This window comes from Helicobacter apodemus, from assembly GCF_000765745.2.
Classification (GTDB): domain Bacteria; phylum Campylobacterota; class Campylobacteria; order Campylobacterales; family Helicobacteraceae; genus Helicobacter_D; species Helicobacter_D apodemus.
In genome coordinates this window covers 17,283-40,022 of record NZ_JRPC02000018.1, presented here as the reverse complement: position 1 = coordinate 40,022, position 22,740 = coordinate 17,283, and the positions used below count along the sequence as shown (strand labels likewise).

General features: G+C 33.1%; 22 protein-coding genes. 4 read left to right on the top strand and 18 right to left on the bottom strand.

All coding sequences use genetic code 11. From position 1 onward, the window contains the following. Window positions 1-40: 40 nt before the first annotated feature. From LS72_RS07400 to mltG, 6 genes are all read right to left on the bottom strand, one after another. Window positions 41-607: a 2-oxoacid:acceptor oxidoreductase family protein gene (locus tag LS72_RS07400; protein WP_034554420.1), complete on the bottom strand. Its 567-nt coding sequence runs from the start codon at window positions 605-607 to the stop codon at window positions 41-43. Beyond that, on the bottom strand, window positions 604-1,437 hold the full coding sequence (locus LS72_RS07395; RefSeq protein WP_034554423.1) for a 2-oxoglutarate ferredoxin oxidoreductase subunit beta: 834 nt from the start codon (window positions 1,435-1,437) through the stop codon (window positions 604-606). The genes LS72_RS07400 and LS72_RS07395 overlap by 4 nt, the downstream gene beginning before the upstream one ends. 1 nt (window position 1,438) lies before the next feature. Continuing rightward, window positions 1,439-2,566 carry a 2-oxoglutarate synthase subunit alpha gene (locus LS72_RS07390; RefSeq protein WP_138155236.1) on the bottom strand — a complete coding sequence of 376 codons (1,128 nt, stop codon included), beginning with the start codon at window positions 2,564-2,566 and terminating at the stop codon, window positions 1,439-1,441. A 10-nt stretch (window positions 2,567-2,576) separates the two neighbouring features. Then, window positions 2,577-2,888 (bottom strand): 4Fe-4S binding protein, encoded by a 312-nt coding sequence (locus LS72_RS07385; RefSeq protein WP_034554981.1) that lies wholly within the window; start codon window positions 2,886-2,888, stop codon window positions 2,577-2,579. Window positions 2,889-2,976: 88 nt separating this feature from the next. Then, window positions 2,977-3,918 (bottom strand): malate dehydrogenase, encoded by a 942-nt coding sequence (locus LS72_RS07380; protein ID WP_034554982.1) that lies wholly within the window; start codon window positions 3,916-3,918, stop codon window positions 2,977-2,979. 132 nt (window positions 3,919-4,050) lie between these two features. Beyond that, window positions 4,051-5,001, bottom strand: coding sequence for an endolytic transglycosylase MltG (gene mltG, locus LS72_RS07375; protein ID WP_034554983.1), 951 nt, complete (start codon window positions 4,999-5,001; stop codon window positions 4,051-4,053). Here mltG and LS72_RS07370 point away from each other — a divergent pair. Both LS72_RS07370 and nth read left to right on the top strand, forming a co-directional pair. Next, window positions 4,934-7,540: a YhdP family protein gene (locus tag LS72_RS07370; protein ID WP_138155235.1), complete on the top strand. Its 2,607-nt coding sequence runs from the start codon at window positions 4,934-4,936 to the stop codon at window positions 7,538-7,540. The two genes, mltG and LS72_RS07370, sit on opposite strands and share 68 nt — an antisense overlap. A gap of 9 nt (window positions 7,541-7,549) precedes the next feature. Then, complete coding sequence (nth, locus tag LS72_RS07365; protein WP_034555021.1) at window positions 7,550-8,194, top strand: endonuclease III; 645 nt, start codon at window positions 7,550-7,552, stop codon at window positions 8,192-8,194. Between the two features lie 383 nt (window positions 8,195-8,577). Here nth and LS72_RS07360 read toward each other — a convergent pair whose 3' ends face one another. From LS72_RS07360 to ppsA, 11 genes are all read right to left on the bottom strand, one after another. Further along, entirely contained in the window at window positions 8,578-9,387 is an 810-nt protein-coding gene (locus LS72_RS07360) for a transporter substrate-binding domain-containing protein (RefSeq protein ID WP_034555022.1), read from the bottom strand. A 77-nt stretch (window positions 9,388-9,464) separates the two neighbouring features. Further along, on the bottom strand, window positions 9,465-10,211 hold the full coding sequence (locus LS72_RS07355; protein WP_034555023.1) for an amino acid ABC transporter ATP-binding protein: 747 nt from the start codon (window positions 10,209-10,211) through the stop codon (window positions 9,465-9,467). 9 nt (window positions 10,212-10,220) lie between these two features. Then, a complete protein-coding gene (locus tag LS72_RS07350; protein WP_138155234.1) occupies window positions 10,221-10,874 on the bottom strand; it encodes an amino acid ABC transporter permease in 654 nt (217 codons plus the stop codon). Continuing rightward, a complete protein-coding gene (locus tag LS72_RS07345; protein ID WP_202978622.1) occupies window positions 10,875-11,513 on the bottom strand; it encodes an amino acid ABC transporter permease in 639 nt (212 codons plus the stop codon). 36 nt (window positions 11,514-11,549) lie between these two features. Next, the gene (purH, locus tag LS72_RS07340; RefSeq protein ID WP_034554098.1) at window positions 11,550-13,082 is read right to left on the bottom strand and encodes a bifunctional phosphoribosylaminoimidazolecarboxamide formyltransferase/IMP cyclohydrolase; all 1,533 of its coding nucleotides are present in this window, start codon (window positions 13,080-13,082) and stop codon (window positions 11,550-11,552) included. 2 nt (window positions 13,083-13,084) lie between these two features. After that, the gene (locus LS72_RS07335) at window positions 13,085-14,158 is read right to left on the bottom strand and encodes an LptF/LptG family permease (RefSeq protein WP_034554099.1); all 1,074 of its coding nucleotides are present in this window, start codon (window positions 14,156-14,158) and stop codon (window positions 13,085-13,087) included. After that, window positions 14,155-14,748, bottom strand: coding sequence for an aminoacyl-tRNA hydrolase (pth, locus tag LS72_RS07330; RefSeq protein WP_034554100.1), 594 nt, complete (start codon window positions 14,746-14,748; stop codon window positions 14,155-14,157). The genes LS72_RS07335 and pth overlap by 4 nt, the downstream gene beginning before the upstream one ends. Further along, a complete protein-coding gene (locus LS72_RS07325; RefSeq protein WP_034554102.1) occupies window positions 14,749-15,285 on the bottom strand; it encodes a 50S ribosomal protein L25/general stress protein Ctc in 537 nt (178 codons plus the stop codon). A gap of 62 nt (window positions 15,286-15,347) precedes the next feature. Next, the gene (locus LS72_RS07320; protein WP_034554105.1) at window positions 15,348-16,349 is read right to left on the bottom strand and encodes a transaldolase; all 1,002 of its coding nucleotides are present in this window, start codon (window positions 16,347-16,349) and stop codon (window positions 15,348-15,350) included. 10 nt (window positions 16,350-16,359) lie between these two features. Then, the gene (gene serB, locus LS72_RS07315; protein WP_034554107.1) at window positions 16,360-16,980 is read right to left on the bottom strand and encodes a phosphoserine phosphatase SerB; all 621 of its coding nucleotides are present in this window, start codon (window positions 16,978-16,980) and stop codon (window positions 16,360-16,362) included. Between the two features lie 8 nt (window positions 16,981-16,988). After that, on the bottom strand, window positions 16,989-19,412 hold the full coding sequence (ppsA, locus tag LS72_RS07310) for a pyruvate, water dikinase (protein ID WP_034554109.1): 2,424 nt from the start codon (window positions 19,410-19,412) through the stop codon (window positions 16,989-16,991). 169 nt (window positions 19,413-19,581) lie between these two features. On the opposite strand from ppsA, the gene purL reads away from it, so the two are divergent. Then, the gene (gene purL / locus LS72_RS07305) at window positions 19,582-21,801 is read left to right on the top strand and encodes a phosphoribosylformylglycinamidine synthase subunit PurL (protein ID WP_034554111.1); all 2,220 of its coding nucleotides are present in this window, start codon (window positions 19,582-19,584) and stop codon (window positions 21,799-21,801) included. Continuing rightward, a complete protein-coding gene (locus LS72_RS07300; protein WP_238700763.1) occupies window positions 21,788-22,195 on the top strand; it encodes a hypothetical protein in 408 nt (135 codons plus the stop codon). Before purL ends, LS72_RS07300 begins: the two co-directional genes overlap by 14 nt. On the opposite strand, the gene LS72_RS07295 is transcribed toward LS72_RS07300, so the two are convergent. Further along, window positions 22,196-22,693 carry a flavodoxin gene (locus LS72_RS07295; RefSeq protein WP_034554112.1) on the bottom strand — a complete coding sequence of 166 codons (498 nt, stop codon included), beginning with the start codon at window positions 22,691-22,693 and terminating at the stop codon, window positions 22,196-22,198. Between the last annotated feature and the right edge of the window lie 47 nt (window positions 22,694-22,740).

Here is a 22,740-nt window from a genome sequence, read left to right as displayed (position 1 = left end):
ATAATTAGTGTTTAGGTAGAACTAGCTTTTAAAGCTAGTTCTACTTGGAAGCGCCTTTACTTAAAGCCTCATTGGCATATTTTTCGCCGATTTCAAAAGCCTTTTTATTAAGCTCAATAACTTTAGCAGGGACCTTACTAATCATTGTCTCATAGACTAAATTTCTCTCTACACATTTTGTCAAAGTTACAGTAATAGCTAAAGCAACCACAGATTGGGTAACTACATTACCTACCTCTTCTTTTGCTATTGTAATAATAGGGATAGAATAAATTTTAAACTTTTGCTTATCTTCCTCACTGGGTGTTATTAAATTAGGCTCAATCACAATCGTTGCACCCTCTTTTAACCCCCCCTTAAATTGGTCATAGCTTACTTGGGCAGTAGATAACATAAACTCTACCTCGCCTTCATTCGCATAAGGGTATAAAATCTCATCATCGTCAAGCAAAATATCAACTTTGGTAGGACCACCACGAACTTGAGAGGTATAAGTAGCAGCTTTAACACCATATCCGCCATTTTTAATTTGTGCTTCTGCTAATATTTCCCCTGCTAACAAAACTCCCTGCCCGCCAACTCCTGTAAAGCGAAGCTGTCTTCTCATTTTGCACCCCCCTTTTTAGCCTGTGCCTTTTCTTGCACTTGCTTATAAGCCTTACAATACTCTATTGCATCAGGGTTATGGTGTAAAATTCCTGTTGGATATTTTTGATTTTTTTCCGATTCTTCTAAAGCATCATATTTTTTCTTAGAAACAATGAGGTTTTCAATCCACTTAAGCGTATCAACTGCTTCACCCATTTTATTTTTTCTACCTAAATTAACATGGCAGTTACTAAAAATATCAATAAAGCTAAACCCTTCGTGCTGGAATCCCTCTACTAAAACCTTTTCCATTTTTTTAGGATCTAAAACCGACTCTCTAGCTACGAAACTTGCTCCAGCTGCTTCTGCTAATTTACAAGCATCAAAAGTAGGATCAATATTGCCATATTGTGCAGTTACAGTCCACATTCCCTGTGGTGTTGTTGGTGAAGTTTGGGAATTTGTCAAACCATAAATAAAATTATTAATCAAAACATAATTAATATCAATATTTCTCCTACAAGCGTGAATAGTATGGTTTCCGCCAATAGCTAAACCATCACCATCACCCCCTACAACAATGACCTTTTTGCTAGGATTTGCTAATTTAATCCCTGTGGCATAAGCTAAGGTTCTGCCGTGTGTGGTATGCACGGTATTGCAATTTACATAAGAAGAAATACGACCGCTACAGCCAATTCCGCTTACCAAGCAAACATCATCCATATTCCAACCAAGCTTATCAATAGCCCGCACAACAGCCTTTAAAATAATGCCATCACCACAACCCCAACACCAAAGTGTCGGCATTTTATCCACTCTTAAATATTCATCATAATTAAATGCCATTTTATAACTCCTTTACCTTATTAATTATTTCTGTTGGGGATAGTGGGCGTCCATTTGCCTTACCTAAAAAGCCTACTTCCTTTTTCATAATATGTTCAACTTCTACTAAAAATTGTCCTTTATTTAACTCTGCTACAAGGATTTTATTAAATCTTTTGCCAAGCTTCTCTAGCTCCTCTTTAGGCGAAGGCCAAATTGTAATAGGTCTAAAAAGCCCTATTTTGATACCACTTTCACGCAATCTATCTACCGCCTCCTTAGCACTTCTTGAAGTAGAACCATAGGCGATTAATAAAATTTCAGCATTCTCTAGCTTATATTCCTCATAAGCTACAACCTCATTCCTTTTGCCAAGAATTTTATTAAAAAGCCTATCAATTAAGTTTTGTGAAAGCACGGCATCTTCAGTAGGAAACCCGGTAGGTCCGTGGTGCAATCCTGTAATATGATAGCGATATCCTTGAAAAAAAGGATTTAAAATAGCAGATTCATCTTGTTTAACCCCATAAGGCTTATAATCGTTCTTGTCTCCATTAAAAATACGACGATTTATAATACTTTTTTGAATCTCTGCTAAATCTGGCACTGTAGCTTTACCGTGCATATGCCCCAAGGTTTCATCAAGCAATAAAAATACTGGAGTCATAAACTTTTCTGCTAAATTAAAAGCACGCACTGTTTCTGTATATGCCTCTTCTAAACTACCCGGACATAAGGCAATAGATTGAAAATCACCATGTGATGGATGAGCTGCTTGGGCAATATCACCTTGTGCTACACGCGTTGGCAATCCTGTTGATGGTCCTCCACGCATTACATTAACAATCACTAAAGGTATTTCTGCCATAAAACTTAATCCGATTTGCTCGGATTTCAAGGAAATTCCAGGACCTGAAGTAGCAGTCATTGATTTTACACCGCTCATTGCTGCTCCAAGTGCTACAGAAATCCCACCAATTTCATCCTCCATTTGGATAAAACTCCCATTTTCTCTTGGCAATAATACACTCATTTCGTGTGCTACTTCACTAGAGGGTGTAATAGGATAACCACCAAAAAATTTACAGCCTACATCAATGGCTGCGTGTGCCACTAATTCATTTCCACTTGAAATTATTTCTCTACTCACTTATTACTCCTTATAGAACCATAAAACCATTAGCTCTAATTGCCTCTGCTCTTTGCTTAGAATCTTCTGTTAGTTTTGCGAATTTAAATTCTTTTTTATCCGCAACAGCAATCGCAAAATCCGGACAATGCAACTCACAATCCATACAACCAATACAACTTTCAGGATGAATAACCTTAACAATTTTTCCCAAAACTTTATGTTCGTCTAATTGCATACCCAAAGTTCCACTAGGACATACTGATACACATAAATCACAAGCTTTACAACGACTTTCATTAACCCAAACCGGAGTATTTTCCGGTGCCTTTAATAATCCCATTTCGTAACTCCTTAAATTATAATATTTAAAAACCAAAATCCATTTTCAAGCCGATATTTTTAAATTATGTGCCTCCTCAAAAATAGATTCAAAAATAATTTTTATTTAATTCATTAATGAGAATTAAAACAGATTGTATAGATTTATCAAATTGCTTTTTTTCTACTTCATTAAGTTTTAACTCTACAATCTTTTCAACTCCATTAATACCAAGTTCTACAGGCACACCAGCTACTACATTAGTATAACCATATTCCCCTTGCAAAAGGGTAGCACAAGGCAAAATTTTATGGCTATCACTCATAATAGCTCGCACCACTTCTGCTGTAGCTTTTGCAGGTGCAAAATAAGCAGAACCATTTTTTAAGCAAGATACAATCTCAGCTCCTGCATTTTTAGTCCTCTCAATAATTTCATCAATTTCTTCTTGACTAAGCAATTCACTAAGTGGCACACCATTAACTGTAGAAAATCTAGGAAGGGGAACCATATCATCACCATGTCCTCCCATAACAGGAGCCACAATTTGTCCTTGAGCACAACGAATCTTATCAAAAATAAAACTTGCCATTCTAGCACTATCTAACACACCAGCCATACCTAAAATCTGTCTTGGATTAAATCCTGTTTCTCTTAAGGCGGTATAAACCATAGCATCAAGAGGGTTTGTTACAAGCACAACAATGGCTTCTGGTGCATTCTCTTTAATATGATTTGAAATCTCACTAACAACTTTAGCATTAGCAAATAACAAATCACTCCTACTCATTCCGGGTAATCTTGGAGAACCTGCTGTTATTACAATAACATCACAACCTTGCAAATCCTTAGGGGAGGCAATGACTCCTAATTTTGTAAAATTGACACCTATGCAAGAAGCTTGAAACATATCTAAAAGCATACCTCTAGCCCTGTCTTTATCCTTATCTTGCAAAACAATTTCATAGGGGGTTGTGGCAGATAAAATAAAGGCTAAAGTAGAACCCACATGACCTGCACCTATAATTCCGACCTTTTTAACTCGTTCCATAAATTTATATATCCTTAAGAAGACAAAACAAATTTTGCAATTTTTTGTAAAAAGCAAAGATTTATTTAACTTTATGTATTAGTATTGTCAATCATTTTACCTTAAATAAATCTTATTATTTAAATTTTTTTGTTATTTTGAAAAATGTTGCAAATGTTCTTGATAACTCTTAGAAAAAGAATGCACACCACTTTTATTTCTTACAAAATAGAGATAATCGACATTTGCAGGAAATATAGCAGCTTGAATTGCTTTAAAACTCACACTTCCAACAGGCGCTTGTGGAATCCCATCATAGCGATAAGTATTATAAAAGGTTGTATCATTTCGTATCATTTCAGGAGTAACTTTTGTATGAGAATATTTACCATAGTTTAATGTGCCATCCATCTGCAAACGCATTTTCAACCTTAAACGATTATGGATAACTGCGGAGACCAAAGACATTTCTTCATTGTTAGCGGATTCTTTTTGGATAATAGAAGCAAGTGTTATATATCTAAACCATTGTTTCTCATCATATTCACCTAGAAATCTTATTGCCCATTTTTGATGCTCTTTTAAAGAAGTATTAACAAGATAATACATTAAGTGTTTTTCGCTAATGCCCTTTGGTATCTTATAAGTATTTGCTAAAATAACCCCATCAATATAAGGTGCATATTCTTTATAGGCTAAATGCAACTTTTCTTCATCAAGCCCTAATTGAAGTGTTAAATCTTTGATAAAAAAATACAAAGTCTCTCCGGGAATAAGCGTAATATCCTCTAAAACTGCCTTTGATTTTGTTATTAAATATAAAAATTCCCCTTTAGTTAATTGTGTCCTACCAATATCTAACCAACCACTTTGAATATGTCCTAAGAATCGTAAAATATATGTATCAACTTTTATTAAGTCAAAATTATTTTTTCTTAAATATGCTATAATTTCATTTGTTCCTCCTTGTGGAATATAAACCACTTTGCTAGAACTCATTGGAATTTGCAAATAAAAACACAAGACAATTAGTAAAATGAAAAAACTATCAATAAGAACATTAAAAAAAATTTTGTTTTTTACATTTTTTATTGGGATACTCATAACACTCTATGCCTTTCTTTATAATGGAATAAGAATTCATCAATTTGAAATTGCTGGAGTAAAGCTTGAGGGATTGTATCTAAAGTTAGATAAAAAATTAATTGTGCAACTCCAAACCCTTAATCTAACGAGTATGGATTCTACAAATCATAAAACTTTTGATATTAAACAACAAATCCAATATGCAAAAAATATTCATTTAATCTTACAATACTTTCAAGAAATTAGTATTGAAACAATACTTTTTAAAGATTATCAAGCAAATTTATTCTACGACGGAAATAATTTTACGATTAACCTTCCTGAAGTTTATGTAAAACTTAATCTTAATGAAGAATCTTCTAAAATCCTTATTGAAATTCAAGATCTCTATTTAAAGCCTTATAATATCTACTATCAAGGAAGTGGGAAATATAATTTAAGGAGGCAATCTTTAAGTCTTGTGGGAAAATTAGATTTCTTAGAGTCCCAAAACTACAGCACTCTAGCAAGCGTTCATTTACAAATCAATGGCACTTTAAATAACCTCTTACTTACTGGCTCTAGCACCACTTTTGAAAATATTAAATTTTTACGCCCTATTCTCCCTAAAATACAAAATCCGCTTGTAGATGCTTGGATATTTGATAACTATTCTGCTACCGATATAAAGATTCACGACTTTTTAGTTAGCATTCCTTTGAAAAGTAAAAATCTTTTAGAAGATTCGCTTAAAAATCTTTATGTCTCCTTAGAAGCAAACAATACACATATCACTTTTCATCCTAACCTCCCACCCATTCACGCCAAAAATCTTCAAATTATCTTTAAAAACAACGCTTTAGAATTCTACCCTAGCAATCCTAACTACCAAAATCACTCCCTAAATGGTAGCCAAGTTGTCTTAAAAAACCCCACAACAAATCCTTTTTTACAAATTAATATTGCCACAGATACCATTTTAGATTCAACTATTTTAAGCCTTTTACAAACTTATAATATCTCTCTACCTATTGCCCTACCCGAGACAAAAATCAAAAGCAATCTTTATTTAGGGATTGACTTAATCACACATTATATAGAAACAAAAGGCTTCTTTACTGCCAAAAATGCAAAAACTCTAATCAATGCTATGCCTTTAACCTCTGAAGATATTCAAGTCAAGCTTGATAATGAACTTATTTATATAGAAACAAAAAACACCCAATATGAAAATCTTTTAAAAACTGATACAAACTTTATTATCAACACAGATAGCAAAAACTTAAGCGGAGATTTAACAATTGACTTTCTTTTATTATCTGACAAATTACCAGAATTATTGTTTATACAAAATCAAAAACTCCCCTTTAATGTAGATTTTAAGCAAAAAGATAAAACTATTCTTTCGCTCCCAACATTATCTTTTGAAGCCATACTTAGCGATTCTTATAGTTTTAACTTTCAAGATATTGTTTTCTTCCTCCCTTTTTCTAAATTTTTGCAGAATTATTATTTACAAGGTGGGAAAGTTAAAATCTCCACACAAGACTTTGAATCTTTCAAGGGGGATTTAAAAATCCAATCTAACCAACCTTTCTTACTTGATAAAACTACCAATAAACCTTGGAATTCTTTGCATTTACTTTTAGATTATCATCCAACAAGTTTTACGATTCAAAACATTGATAATACCTTTAAATTCCATAGCTCCAAGCAGTCTAAAAATCTTAATCTTAAAAATATTGCTCTATTTATTGACCCTACACATTTTTCTAATCATATCCTTAATGATATTCCATTAATTATTGAAGGAGAAAACTCTAATATCCTTTTTAAAGATAAGCTACTCTTAGGTGATTATTTTTCATTTTCAATAGTAGATGATGAAATAAAGGGGGTCTTGAGGTATAAAAATGGCGTGGCAGATTTGTATAAAAAAAATGATTTTTATACCATTGATGCTAGAGAATTTGGGGATGAATTTGTTAATACTTTTATCAAAAAAAATACTTTTCATCAAGGAAGATTTTTCTTAAATGCCAACACAAATTCTCAAGGAATATTAATAGGTGAGATAAAGTTATCTAATACTGCCATCAATGAATTAAATATTCTCCAAAACCTTATGGCTTTTATTGATACTATTCCTGCATTATTAAGCCTTAAAAACCCAGGGTTTAATCAAGATGGGTATTATGTAAAAAATGGAACTATTCAATTTGGTCTTAATGAGGAATTTCTTGCTATACAAGCCCTTGAACTCAATGGCAGCTCTATTGATATTAAAGGAAAAGGCATTCTTTCTTTAAAAAATAATAATCTTGATTTTTATGCACAACTTATTACCGTAAAATCTTTAAGCAACATTATCAACAAAATTCCGCTTGTAAATTACATCTTGCTAGGCAAAGAAGGCAAAATTTATACAAATTTTAAAATACAAGGGACTTCAGAAAACCCTATTATCCAAACCCAAGTTACGCAAGATATTCTTCTCTCTCCTTTTAATGTCTTAAAACGTGTTATTTCTTCGCCTTTTGAAATTTTTAATAAAACAAAAGATGAATCCATCAAATAAAGGAAATTTATGCAAAAAGCCACCAAAAAACAAACCCAAGAAATAAAATCACTTTTTTTACAACATTATAAAAACGCTAAAACAGAATTAAACTATACCAATGACTATGAGCTACTCATTGCTGTAATGCTCTCTGCTCAATGCACAGATAAACGCGTCAATCTTATCACTCCAGCACTTTTTAAAAAATATCCCGATATTCTCTCACTTAAAGACGCTAATATAGAAGAAATAAAAGAACTTATTAAAACTTGTTCATTTTTCAACAATAAAGCCAAAAATCTTAAAGCAATGGCAGAGGAAGTTTATCAAAATTTTCAAGGTGAAATACCCTTAGATAGGGAAGCATTAAAAAGCTTATCGGGTGTTGGACAAAAAACTGCAAATGTTGTTTTAATTGAATCTAAAGAGGCTAATTTTATAGCTGTAGATACTCATGTTTTTAGGGTTTCTCATCGTTTAGGATTAAGCAAAGCCAATACACCTTTACAAACAGAAGAAGATTTAACAAAAGCCTTTAAGGATAATCTTAGCACACTCCATCAAGCTATGGTTCTCTTTGGTAGGTATACCTGTAAATCCCTAAATCCACAATGCCAAAATTGCTTTTTAAATCATCTTTGCAAAAGTAAAATAAGCTATAAACCTAGATAAACCCGCTAAAACTTCTTTATTATTAACATATCCCAAATATCGCTTAAATGATAATATCATAAAGTTTATATCTAAAATAGACTATAGTTGTCTTATCCCACATTAATTGTTTTTTTGTGTATCAATAGGTATAACCATTAGAATACTTTTTAATATGTTACATAATGGATACAAAAATATTATGAGATTTAGTAATTTCCTGCAACAATTTATTCTCCAATTATTGAAAAATTCTTATATCACCTTGTATTAAAATAATTTTAAGAATAATCACTTAAAGCAATTACTCCAATATGGAGCTTTCTAATAGTTTATTATTTGCATTGTTATAAATACAATTAAATAACTCTTTCTACATAAAGTAGAAAGAGAAAATGCTTATTTTATTTTACAAAAAGCACAGAATCTATTTTATCGCTTCCATAAATGGGGGCTAAAATTTTTTCATAAGCTTCTTTCATAAAACCATTAGTATTTAAGGTTTCTATTTCTTTATTCAACCATTGCAATAATTCTTTATCACCCTTTCTTACTGCAGGAGCGATAACATCCTCTTCACCTAGCTTTTCAATCCCTACTACAAATTCAGGATTTTCTTTAGTCCACGCAAATACTAATAAGTTATCGTGAGCTAAAGCATCACCTCTAGCATTTTTTAATGCCAAAAAAGCTTCTGTGTTTTGGTCAAATTTTAAAAGCTCAATTTCAGGATGATTTTTACTAAAATAAAAGTCCGCAGTTGTTCCTTGATTCACAATAAGTTTTTTACCTCTTAAATCCTCAATAGAAGTAATAGCACCTCCTAAAGATACCACGCCTAAAGCTACTTTCATATAAGGAGTAGCAAAATCAACCACTTCTTCTCTTTCTTTTGTTTTTGTGAAGTTTGCCATAATAATATCGATTTTTCCGCTTTTTAGAAATTCTACACGACTAGCAGCCTCAACTAATTCAAATTTAACTTTAGATTCATCCCCTAACAAATCTTTAGCAATTTGTTTAGCAATCAAAACATCAAAGCCATCATTTTGTCCCTTTTTATTAATAAACCCAAAAGGAGGCTTATCGCTAAAAACCCCAATGGTAATAACATCTTTCTTTCTAAGTGCCTCTAAAGTATTCTCTCCTTGATTAGTGCAACCTATGAGGTAAAAACCCAATATTAAACTAACAAGCAAAATTATTTTTTTCATATTTATTCCTTTAAGTATTAGATTCCTTACACCCTAATTATATTCAAAAAATACACTTACTTCTATATTTTTTCTTATCAAAATTCAAAAATATTTAAAAATCTCTTAACTCTCTCACTCTTTGGATTAGTAAAAAACTCCTTAGGCGAAGCTATTTCTTCTATCTTTCCCTTATCAAAGAAAACAATCCTATCCGCAACATTTTGAGCAAATTTCATCTCGTGGGTTACTAAAATCATCGTCATACCCTCTTTTGCTAACTCTCTAATCACCTCTAAAACTTCTTTGACCATTTCAGGATCTAAAGATGCTGTTACTTCATCAAAAAGCATTATTTCAGGATTCATACATAAAGAGCGAACAATAGCCACCCTTTGCTTTTGTCCTCCACTTAATGTCCGCGGATAAAAGTCTCGTTTTTGTTCTAAACCAACGCGTTTTAAAAGTTTCAATGCTTCAGAGACCACCGTTTCTTTTCTCCTTTTTTGCACCTTAAGGGGAGCTAAAATAACATTTTCTAATACATTTAAATGCGGAAAAAGCTCATAATTTTGAAAAACCATACCTATTTTTTCTCTAATTTTTCTCCATTCTACTAAGGTAATGTCCTCTCCTTTAAAATAAATCTTTCCCCCATTTATATTTTCTAATCCATTAATACAACGCAAAAATGTGCTTTTTCCACAACCACTTGGACCCAAAATCGCACATACTTCACCCTTTTTTATTTCTAAAGAAATATTATCTAAAATCAAAGTCTCGCCAAATTTTTTGGTTAAATTCTCAATGTTTAATAAAACTTCATTACTTAAATGATGAGCCATTCTCCCCCCTTATGCAAATTTTCTTTCTAAAATACGACTAACAAAAGACAAAGGATAACAAAGTAGAAAATACAACAAGAAAATCCCACCATAAACCCAAAAACTTGCCTGGGGATAATCAATAATATTCACTTCAATAATCTGTTGCCCAACTTTTAGCATATCACTCACCCCAATTAAAGCAGCTAATGGAGTCGTTTTAATCATCCGCGTAAAAAGATTAACTAGAGGAGGCAAAAGCCTTTTTAGAGCTTGTGGAACAATAATAAAAATTTGGATTTGTATCTCACTTAATCCTAAAGCTCTACCGCTTTCACTTTGGTGTTTAGGAAGGCTTGATATAGCTCCACGCACCAAATCCCCCATCTCTGCAATACCCCAAAGACTAAAAACAATAATACAAGCCTCTATAGCACTTAAGTTAAAAAGAAAAGAAAACCCAAAATAAACAATAAAAAGCCAAGCAAGGATGGGGATAATACGAATACTTTCTAAATAAAAACGACACAAAAAGCTCAAAACCCTAGAGGGCAAAGTCATCAAATAACCCAAAACAAACCCAAAAACACAAGAAAAAAAGATGGAAATAAAAGCAATCAAAAAGGTAACCCCTACACCCTCTAAGATTCTTTTTATTATTTGCCAATCTAAAAACATCTCCATTTAATTTATAATCCTTTTATAATGCTTTTCTAAGACATAAAATAAAAGAGATAATGGCAATAAGATAACCAAATAACAAAAAACTAACAATAATAAAGTTTCGCTACTTTTATAATAACTCCCTAATAAATCTTTAGTTACATAGAAAACATCGGCTAAAGCAATAGCACTTACCACAGAAGTTTCTTTTAGCAAAAAAATTGCATTAGCACCAATATAAGGAAGACTTACCATAAGACTTTGGGGCAATACAATATAAAAAATAAGTTGCATTTCATTTAAGCCCAAACTCCTAGCACTCTCTAGTTGAATCTTGCCTACAGATTCTAATCCGGCACGAAAGGATTCTGCCATATAACTCCCACCTAGAAACACTACACCTATTAAAGCACAAATATAGCTATCAAGCTTCCAACCAATTTGTGGCAACCCATAATACAGGAAAAATAATTGAATAAGCAAAGGGGTATTGCGAGATAGCTCCACATAAGCTTTAACTACCATACAAAAACCTCTAACCTTATAATAAGTAATAATAGCTACAAAAAACCCAACAATAATAGAAAATATCACACCCCAAAAAGATAAATGCAAAGTAAGCCATAAAGCCTTAGTAAAAAGTGGAATTGCATTTTCCATAAAACCCCAATCCAAACCTAACATCCCAATAATCTCCTAATGTAGAAAATGCCTTTTATGGCTAAAATAAAGTGCCATATTATTCTCATTAGCACAAGCTATAACTTCCTCATCTCTAACACTTCCACCAGGTTCAATTACGGCACTAACACCTGCTTTATAAGCCTCTTGTATGCTATCTTTAAAAGGAAAAAAGGCTTCAGAAGCTAAAACACAACCTTGTAAATCTATCCCCATTTCTTTAGCTTTAATAATAGCAGCTTTTGCCGCATCAACACGGCTTGTCATACCCATCCCAATAGCTACCATAGCACGATTTTTCACATAAACTACACAATTAGACTTTACAAGTGCAGCGATTTTATAGGCAATTCCTAAGTCTTGCATTTGTGTATTAGTGGCTTTTTTAATACTCATACATTGTGCGTTTTTCACTTCATCGCTTAATACTTCATCACTCTCTTGCAAAAGAAATCCCCCTTCAATATGTTTAAAATTTTTAGCATCTTTAGGAAGTTTTAAATACCCCTCCCCACAAAGAAAAATCTTTAGCTTCTTCTTAGGCATTAAAAATTCTAAAGCTTCCTTAGTAATACTTGGGGCAACCAAAACTTCAAAGAATATTTTTCCCATTTCTTGGGCTAAAGCTAAATCCACTTCCCCATTAACAGCAACAACACCGCCATAAGCAGAAATATTATCACATCTTAAAGCTTGCCTATAAGAATCTAATAAAGTATCACTTATAGCAAATCCACAAGGATTACCGTGTTTTACAATACATACCGCTTTACTTTCTCCAAAATTTGAAGCGATCTTTACAGCACTATTAATATCTGTAAGATTATTAAAACTTAATTCTCCTTTTAAGGTTTTAAAGTTTTTAGAATAAAAATCCTCCCATTCATAATATGCTCCTTTTTGATGAGGATTCTCACCATAGCGGGTTTTACCCACAAGCTTTCCGGCTAAAAAATGCATATCGCCAAATCCCTCTTTAAAAGTTTTATTCATATAATTAGCAATCATTACATCATAACTTGCGGTATGTTCATAAGCCTTTATCATCATTTTTTGACGCAAGACTAAAGTATTTTGATGGCTCTTTAAGGCTTCAATAATAAAATCATAATCACTAGGGTTACTAACTACCAATACGGATTGAAAATTCTTAGCAGCTGCTCTAAGCAAGGTAGGACCACCAATATCAATATTTTCTATAATCTCTTCAAAATCATCAGTTCTTTGTATAGTCTGTTTAAAAGGATAGAGATTAACACAGACAAGATTAATATCCCTTATCCCATATTCTTTAGCGATTTTAACATCTTCACTATTTTGCCTCCGATACAAAATCCCACCAGCGATTCTAGGATGAAGGGTCTTAACTCTCCCACCAAACATCTCTTGGCTTTGCGTATAACTACTCACTTCTATAGCCTCTATCCCTTCTTCTTGCAAGGTTTTCAAAGTTCCACCTGTAGATATAATCTCATACCCTATTGCTATTAGCTCCCTTGCAAAAAAAATTATATTAGTTTTATCACTCACGCTTAATAAAGCAGTCATTTCTATCCTTTTAACAATCTTAAAAATATCCAACCACCCACCACTATAAACATCACAAAAGGGAATAAAATTCCAATTTCTGGCAATAAAAACCCGCTAATGGCTAATCTTGAAAGGATAAAAAATATCCCCCATAATAACAAAAGACTAAGTATCATTCCAAAAGTCATCATACCCAAATGGATATAACGATTATAATCAGGAGTAAATCTTGATAAGACAATCATCATTAAAGGTGCAAAAAGAGGAAACAAAAGCAAGGCATAAAAAGAGGCTCTAAGTTTTTGGGTATTAATACCTTGTTGAGCTAAAAGCTGTATTGCTTCATAAGCATCTATTAAAGAAATATTCCCCTGCCTTTCATAAATATTATCCAAAATTTTGGGCTTAAAATCCTCTAAAATCGTATAACTTTCTTGATATTCAACGACTATTGGAGTTTGACCTAGTTTTAAATCTTTTGGTAAAGTCGTAATCTTGACATTTTCTAATTTCCACTCCTCACCAGTAAAAATAGCTCTTTGAGATTGAATCACTTTATCAATTAATAAAGTTTGCGGATTAAACTCATAAACCCTTACCCCCTCTGCACTTTGTAATAAGGGAAAAATCTTTTCAAAATAAATATAATACTGCTGATATTTCAATAATACATTACTTTTATAGCTCCCTACATAGCCTCTCTCTATAATCAATTCTATTTTTTCTTTAGCATAAGCAAAAGGTGTAGCGTTCAAACCAATAAAGGCAAAGATTATAACAAAACTTATAAAAAAGATAGGTGCAAAAATATTAAATCTTGAATATCCAAGTGCTAAAAATGCAGTCCATTGAGAATTTCTCAACATAGCATTGATTAAAACAATTTGTGCTAATATGAGTGCTAAGGGCAAAATAAAACCGCTTGCATAAATAAAATCATAAGCAATAAGCAAAACTATCAAATTAGCAGAATTAGGAAATTCATCGACAAATTTTATTAAATCAATAAAAACAAAAAAACACTCTAAGGCAATAAAAAGTATTAAAAAATACCGCATATAAGAAAAACTAATATAGCGATAAAATAAACTCATTGAACAAAATCTTTTAGGGTTTGCTTAGAGCAATTAATCGTATAAAAACAAGAGATTTTGGGGGCAAGTAACGCAGGATTATCTAATTTTGTAATTTCTAGTGCAACCTTTGAACAATGCTTAATCAAAGCCTCATTTAACTGCATTTCATATTCATTAAAGTCCTCTAACACCCATTTAACAACCTCTTGCTTATTTTGTGGCTTCCCAATACCATAGCGAATCCTATAATATCCATTTCCACACATACTATCAATAGATTTTAGCCCATTATGCCCACCACTTCCGCCACCAAATTTGAATCTAATTACACCAAATGCTAAATCCAAATCATCGTGTATTACTAAAACATTTTCTATTTTGTAATAATTTTTTACTCTCAAAAGACATTCTCCAGAGGCATTCATAAAAGTAGTGGGTTTTAATAATAATATTTGGTGAGACTTATAAAGCTCACCATAAAAGTCTTTATTAGATTGTTTGGTCGCTTCTAAAGAAGCAATGAGGTCATCTATCACCATAAACCCTATATTATGGCGATTATTCTTGTATTTGTCTCCGGGATTCCCCAAACCAGCAATTAAAAACATTTAACGCGATTTGATAACACCTACAATGGCTACATCATTCCTCTCCACAATTTTTACTCCATTATTTTGTGGTAAATCCCTTATAAGAATAACATCCCCTACATCAAGATTTGTTACATCAATTTCATAGTTTTTAGGGAGATTTTCAGGAGCAGCTTTTACCTTAATACGTTTTTTAGAAAGCATTAAAACTCCTTTATTTTTTAATCCCTTTGCAGTGCCTACAATCTTTACCTTAACAGAATATTTAGCCTCAATTCCTTCTTGGGCTAACATTAAATCCACATGGATAATATCACTAGTAATAGGATCTTTTTGGTATTCTTGAATTACAACAGGATATTCCTTAGAGCCAACTTGAATTTTAAAAATTAAATCTGTTTTATTGCGAACTTCGCGTATAAAATCATTGCGTTTAAACGCACAATGAATATTTTCTCTGCCTTTCCCATAAATATTGGCAATTAGATAACCATTTTTTCGTAAAGCTTTTACATCTGCTTTAGAAATACTCTCTCTAATTATTCCACTTAACATTTAAATCCTTCATTCATAAAATTAAAGGTTAAAATTATGGCATTTTTTTTTTAAAAGTTTATTTAATTTAAGCTCTCTAAAATTTTTCCAAATGCTTCTTTAAAGCCCTGTAATCCCTCTTGTAGTAATTCTCTTGCAACTTTTTCTACATCAATCCCTGCTTCTTTAAGCATTTTAAAATAATCCTCTAATTCTTCATCACTAGGCAAATAAGCACTATCAACTACATTTAACTCTATAAAAGATTCTAAAGCAGTTAAAGGAGCAGTATTAATCGCATAAGGGTGATAAAGCTCTTTAATATAATAACTAGGCTCTAATTCTCCACCTTTAACCCCCGTGCTAGCAAAAAGCGGTCTAACAGGCAAAGAATAATCTTTAACAATCTTATAAAGCTGCTGCGCATTTTTAATCCCTAAAGTTCCCGTTGGAATTTCTTTATTTTTAAAAACTTCATCACATTTTCTATCAAATCTGGAGACAAAAATACTAAGCACTGCTCGTGGATATTCTTTTAATTCCATTTTATTGCTTTCTTTTAAAATACCATAAGCCTTTTTAAAAGATTCCATACACTCAATAGCTTGTTCTTTGGAAAAAACTAAGGTTGCATTTACAGGAATACCTTGTAAAATTAATTCCTCCATAGCAACAATTCCTGCTTTAGTTGCTGGAATTTTAATCATTACATTAGGATAACCAATACTCTTAAAAAGCCTAACTCCCTCATCAATGCTTCCTTTAGCGTTATCGCATAAGTTAGGATCAATCTCAAAACTAATATAGCCATCATTAGGATTATCCTCATAAATAGGGAGTAAAATTTCTGCAGCCCTTTTTATATCTTCAATAGCTAAATTTTCATAAATCTCTTTTGGCTCTTTTCCTTTGAAATATTCCTTTTGTTTTTGATAACTTGCATTAGCGAATGCTTGTTGAAAAATCACGGGATTACTGGTAGCACCTTGAATCACCTTACTTTGCACTAATGTTTGAAACTGATTTTCTAAAAACTCCCTTTCAATAAAATCACACCAAAGCGAAAAGGAAATATTTTCAGACATTATAAACTCCTTAAATATACGCGATAATCTCTCTTAAATCTTTCTTATCTACAATAATATTTGCAAACTTCTTAACAATATCTTTACCACAAAAAGAAATTGTTTTCTTAGCATAAGGGAACATTGAAATATCATTAGCACCATCCCCCATTACAATAGTATCCTCTTCACCGATACTTAAGAGATTCTGCACTTTTTTAAGCATTCTCCCTTTAGAGTAGCTAAACATCATCTCCCCTCCAACTTCTCCGGTTAAAACTCCATTTTTATGGTGCAAAGTATTACTAAAATGCATATCATAACCCAATACTTTCTTGCCCGCACTAACCCCTTCATCAAATCCACCACTAAAAACTACCACCTTATAATTTTTGGCTTTTAGGGCAAGCATTAACTCCTCAGCACCAGGAAAATAAGGAAGATTGTTGCAAGTCTCCTCTACAAGAGGTAAAGGCATTCCTGCTAAGGTCTCCACCCTCCTTTTTAAACTTTGGTAAAAGTCTAACTCTCCATTCATAGCTTCTTTGGTAATTTTACTTACCTCTTCTTCTTTACCATAAGCCTTTGCTAAAAGATCAATGGTCTCCCCATCCATTAAAGTAGAATCAAAATCAAATACTGCAAGTCTCACATTTACCCCTATGAAATCCCTAATTTTTTCTCTAACTTTACAATTCTATCCCAAGTTTCAATCACAGAATCAGGATTCAAAGAAATTGAAGAAATACCATTTTCTACCAAAAATTCTGCAATTTCTGGATAATCACTAGGTGCTTGCCCACAGATGCCACAATATTTATTATATTTCTTACACGCATCTATGGCTAGTTTAAACATTTTTAAAAGAGCAGGATTGCGTTCATCAAAAATATGGCTTACTAACTCACCATCTCTATCTACACCTAAAATAAGCTGTGTTAGGTCATTAGAACCTATAGAAAATCCATCAAAGAGCTGCAAAAACTCATCAGCTAAAATCACATTTACAGGCAATTCACACATTACATAAATCTCTAATCCATTCTCTCCTTGCACAAGCCCATTTTTACGCATAATCTCTAAAACGCGTTTTCCCTCTTCAGGTGTTCTTAAGAAAGGAATCATAATTTTCATATTCGTAAATCCCATTTCATTCCTAGCCATTGCTAAACCTTGACATTCTAATTCAAAGGCGTGGATATATTCCTTAGAATAATACCGACTAGCCCCCCTATAACCAATCATAGGATTTTCTTCTTGTGGCTCGTAATTTTTACCACCTACCATTCTGCGGTATTCATTAGATTTAAAATCACTAGTCCTTACAATAACTGGTTTTGGGTAAAAAGCTGCTGCAATCATACCCACACCCTCTGCGATTTTTTTAATAAAAAAGTCCTTAGGATTTGCATAACCAGACATAATATCCCTCACACCCTCTGTTCCATCAAATTCTTGATTACCACTATGTAAATCAATAAGCGCTAAAGGATGAGCTTTAATATAATTATTAATAATAAATTCCATCCTAGCTAATCCTACACCATTATTAGGTATCATCGAAAACGCAAAAGATTTTTCCGGATTTCCTACATTAATATAGATTTTTGTTTTGGGTTGTTCTAATGAGCTTAAATCTACCCTTTCAACTTCATACTCAAAGATTCCATCATAGACTAACCCATCCTCTCCCTCTGCACAAGAAACCGTTACTTCCATCCCCGTTTCTAAGGTTTCTGTAGCACCTACTGCACCTACAATAGCAGGAACACCAATTTCTCTTGCTACAATGGCAGCGTGGCAAGTTCTACCCCCACGATTAGTAATGACTGCAGCAGCTTTTTTCATCGCTGGTTCCCAATCAGGATCTGTATTATCCGTTACTAAAATTTCGCCAACTTGTAATTCTCCCATATGCACAATATCATTAATTACCCTAATCTTTCCGCTCCCAATCCTTGCACCAACAGCTTTACCCCTAATTAAAACAGGCTTTTCTTTAGAATCTACAAAATAATATTTTTCTAAAGTATTATTACTTTTTTTCATTTTTTGACTTTGCACTGTTTCTGGACGTGCTTGGACAATAAAAATTTCTCCACTATTTCCATCTTTTGCCCATTCCATATCCATAGGACGATATTCACCCGCTTCTTTAGAATAATGTTTCTCAATTAAAACTGCATAACGTGCTAAAGTTAAGACCTCATCATCATTAATAGAAAAACTTTTTAATTCCTCTTCTGTAGTATCAATATTTTTGGTAGGATGTTTAGCACCAGGGGCTGCATACACCATTTTTATATTTTTATGCCCTAATTGACGCTTCAAAATAGGACGTTTTCCTAATTCTAAAGCAGGTTTAAAAACATAAAATTCATCAGGATTAACACTCCCTCCTACCACATTTTCACCTAGCCCCCAAGAAGAGGTAATTAATACAGCATCTTTAAAGCCTGTTTCTGTATCAATACTAAACATTACTCCCGAGCTTGCCTTATCAGAGCGAACCATTTTTTGAACCCCAACAGATAAAGCTACTTTAAAATGGTCAAATCCTCTTGAAGCCCTATAACTTACTGCTCTATCAGTAAAAAGTGAAGCCATACAAGATTTAATATAATGAATAAGCTCACTTTGTCCTTGAACACTCAAATAAGTATCTTGCTGCCCAGCAAAAGAAGCATCAGGTAAATCCTCTGCAGTAGCAGAGCTTCTAACGGCTACATCGGCTTCCTCCATTCCATATTCTTGACTTAAAATCCTATAAGCCTCTAAAATCTCCTCCCGCAAGTCTGTAGGCAAGGGAGTCCCAAAAATCATATCACGTATCTTTTTGGAGCGGACATTTAAAACATCAATTTCTGTTACATCAATCCCATCAAGGAGTTCTTTAATTTTATCTCTAATCCCAGCATTATCTAGCAAATACCAATATGCTTCACTAGTAATGGCAAATCCATTAGGGACTTTAATACCCATAGGAACAAGCTCTTGAAACATCTCACCAATACTTGCATTTTTACCGCCCACAATATGGACATCTTTATTGTTTAACTCCCTAAAAAACTTGATGTATTGCATTATAATTTTCTCCTATTAAAGATAATCTTGATTTAGCAAAATAATTCTACTTAAAAAATATTTATCTCATTCTTAGTTTATCTCTACTTTATCACTTCTTTGTTAAACTTTAGTATTTATATTCTTTAGAGATTAGTAAAAACTACACAATTAAACTTCAAGGTAATAAATGGAAAATCTAGAATCGGTTTTAAAACAACACAAACTTACTTTAGAGGACTACCAAAAGATTTTGCATATTCTACAAAGGGAGCCAAATCTTATTGAAATTGGGATTTTTTCTGCTATGTGGAGTGAGCATTGTAGCTATAAATCAAGCAAAATTTATCTTAAGGGATTCCCAAGTGATGCAAAATGGGTGCTTCAAGGACCAGGAGAGAATGCAGGGATTATTGATATTGGTGGAGGATATGGGGCGGTGTTTAAAATAGAATCCCATAATCACCCAAGTTTCATTGAGCCTTATGCCGGAGCTGCTACAGGAGTTGGAGGGATTATGCGTGATATTTTTACTATGGGAGCTAAACCTGTAGCAAGTCTTAATGCCATTCGCTTTGGCGATATTACCCAAAACAATTCCACAGGCTCTAAACACCGCTACCTTTTACGCGGAGTTGTAAGTGGTATAGGAGGATATGGTAATTGTATGGGAGTTCCAACCATTGGGGGGGAGATGAGCTTTGAATCTTGCTATGAGGGTAATATCTTAGTTAATGCCTTTACTTTAGGGATTATCAAAAATGATGAAATTTTTTATGGGAGGGCTGAGGGAATTGGAAATCCTGTTATTTATGTAGGGAGCAAAACCGGACGAGATGGCTTAGGAGGTGCTGTTATGAGTAGTGATTCTTTTAGTGAGGATTCTAAATCTTTGCGTCCTACTGTGCAAATAGGTGACCCATTTACAGAAAAGCTCCTTTTAGAGGCTTGTTTAGAATTATTTAAAAAAGACTTGATTGTAGGGATACAAGATATGGGGGCTGCAGGGCTTACAAGCTCTAGTTTTGAAATGGCAGGACGCAGTGGAAGCGGAATGATACTACATTTAGATAAAGTGCCTACGCGAGAAGAAAAAATGAATCCCTATGAATTAATGCTTAGTGAATCCCAAGAGCGAATGCTTATTTGTGCCAAGAAGGGTTGTGAGGCAAATATTATAGAAATCTTTAACAAATGGGAGCTTGATTGTGCAATTATTGGGGAGGTTACTAATAGTGGCAAAATGGAGCTTTATTGGGAGGGTACAAAATGTGCGGAGATTCCTATTGCTCCTTTAAGCGAGGAAGCACCTATTCTAAAGCGTGCAGTAAGTCAAAACCCTACTTATTTAGATTCTCTGCCACCGCTTAAAGAAGAAATATTCCAAGCTTTAAACCCTAATGAAATCTTTCAAAAACTTTTAAAAAACCCTGATATTTGTGATAAAGCGTGGGTATATGAGCAATATGATAGCACCGTGCAAACCAATACTATTACCAAAGCTGGGAGTGGTGGAGCAAGTGTTATTAGGGTAAAAGAAAATAACAAAGCTTTAGCAATGAGTGCCATCTGCCCTATTAGAATCTGCTACCTTAACCCTAAAGAGGGTGCAAAACAAGCTGTAGCAAAGGCAGGAAGGGATATTGCCCTAAGGGGCGGTAGAGCCTTAGCAATCACTGATTGTCTTAACTTTGGAAACCCAGAAAATCCAGAAGTTATGTGGCAATTTAAAGAAACTTGTGAAGGCATTAAAGAATCTTGCAAAATACTCAATACCCCCGTTGTAAGTGGAAATGTTAGCCTCTATAACCAAACTAACCAACAAGATATTTATCCTACACCTACAATAGTTGGTGTTGGTGTTATTGATAATCCTTTAAAGACGCTTAGTAGTAAATTCTCTGCTAATCTTAGCATCTATCATCTAAAACCTAAATCTTGCAATCCACAATTTGGTGGAAGCCTTGTAGCTAAACACTTTGGCAATAGCATCAAAGCCCCTATTGCGCCTATTAATCTACAAGATGAATTACTCCTATGGGATATTCTTTTAAAGGCTAACGATAAAGGACTATTAAAAGCTGCGATTGATATTTATCAAGGAGGTCTTGCCCTCTCCCTAGCTAAAGCTTGCATAAGAGGACAAGTAGGGTGTGAGAGTATTCAACCTTTAAGCTTTCAAAATCTTTTTGCAGAATCCCCGACACAAGTCTTAATCGCCATAAATACTCAAAAAGAAGAAATTACTTTAAAATCCCTTATGGATTTAACAACAAATTCTAATTTTTGCTTAACAAAAATAGCCCATACTGGAGGAGATAAACTAAAAATAGGCGATATTTCTCTGCCCTTACAACAAGCAAATAAGTATTATTTTGAAAGCTTTAAAACCACTATTGAAACCCTTTAAATTATTTTTATTCTTATATTTTGGGATTCATAGGGCTTATGCTATGGATTTTGAAACTTTTTACCAACAAGTCCATATTCAAAGCTTAGAAAAAAATTACATCCGCTTTAGAGGTAGAAAATTATTAAGTTATGAATCTTATCATTTAATGAATACAGAGCAAAAAGAACAACTTTATGGTTCTTTAGTGCTTGTATTTACTAAAATTTCTCGCTTTATCACTTTTAATGAGCAAAGCGGGATTGGAATTGCCACGCAATTAGGAAGCTATTTACAATTTGACATTAAATACTATGAAACCCTAGAGGATATTGGAATACAAGGAGAGATTAAAGCAATATGTGTGTTGCCCTATTTTGATAAATGTATCCTATTAGGGTATCAAACCTTTTAATTATTCAAATTGCCCTTTAATATTTCCTATCCATTCCTCAATCCTTTTCTCGCTTAACTCTTCTTGATTATCCTCATCAAGCATTAAGCCTATAAATTGTCCATCAACGATTGTCTTTGTTTCTTCATATTCATAACCCTCTGTTTTGGTAAATCCAATAATCTTTCCTTGTTTATTAGCGACTTCATAAATAGGTAATAATCCATCACAAAAACTATCTGCATAAGTATCTTGGTCGCCTAAACCCACTAATGCTATAACCTTTCCATTAAAATCCTCTGGGCTTAAAGTCTCTAAAAACTCTTCCCAATCCCCTTGCATATCTCCACTACCATAAGTTGGAGTTGCTAAAATAAGATTTTTATATTCTAAAAGTTTTGCCTTCTCTGTTTTTGCAACATCAAAAAGATCTACATCTCCTAATGTATCAGCAATTTTCTTAGCGATATTTTCAGTATTTCCACTATCACTGCCATAAAATAAACCAATTTTTTGCATTATCTATATCCTTTTATTTAAATTTTAAGAAACATTATTATTTTAAA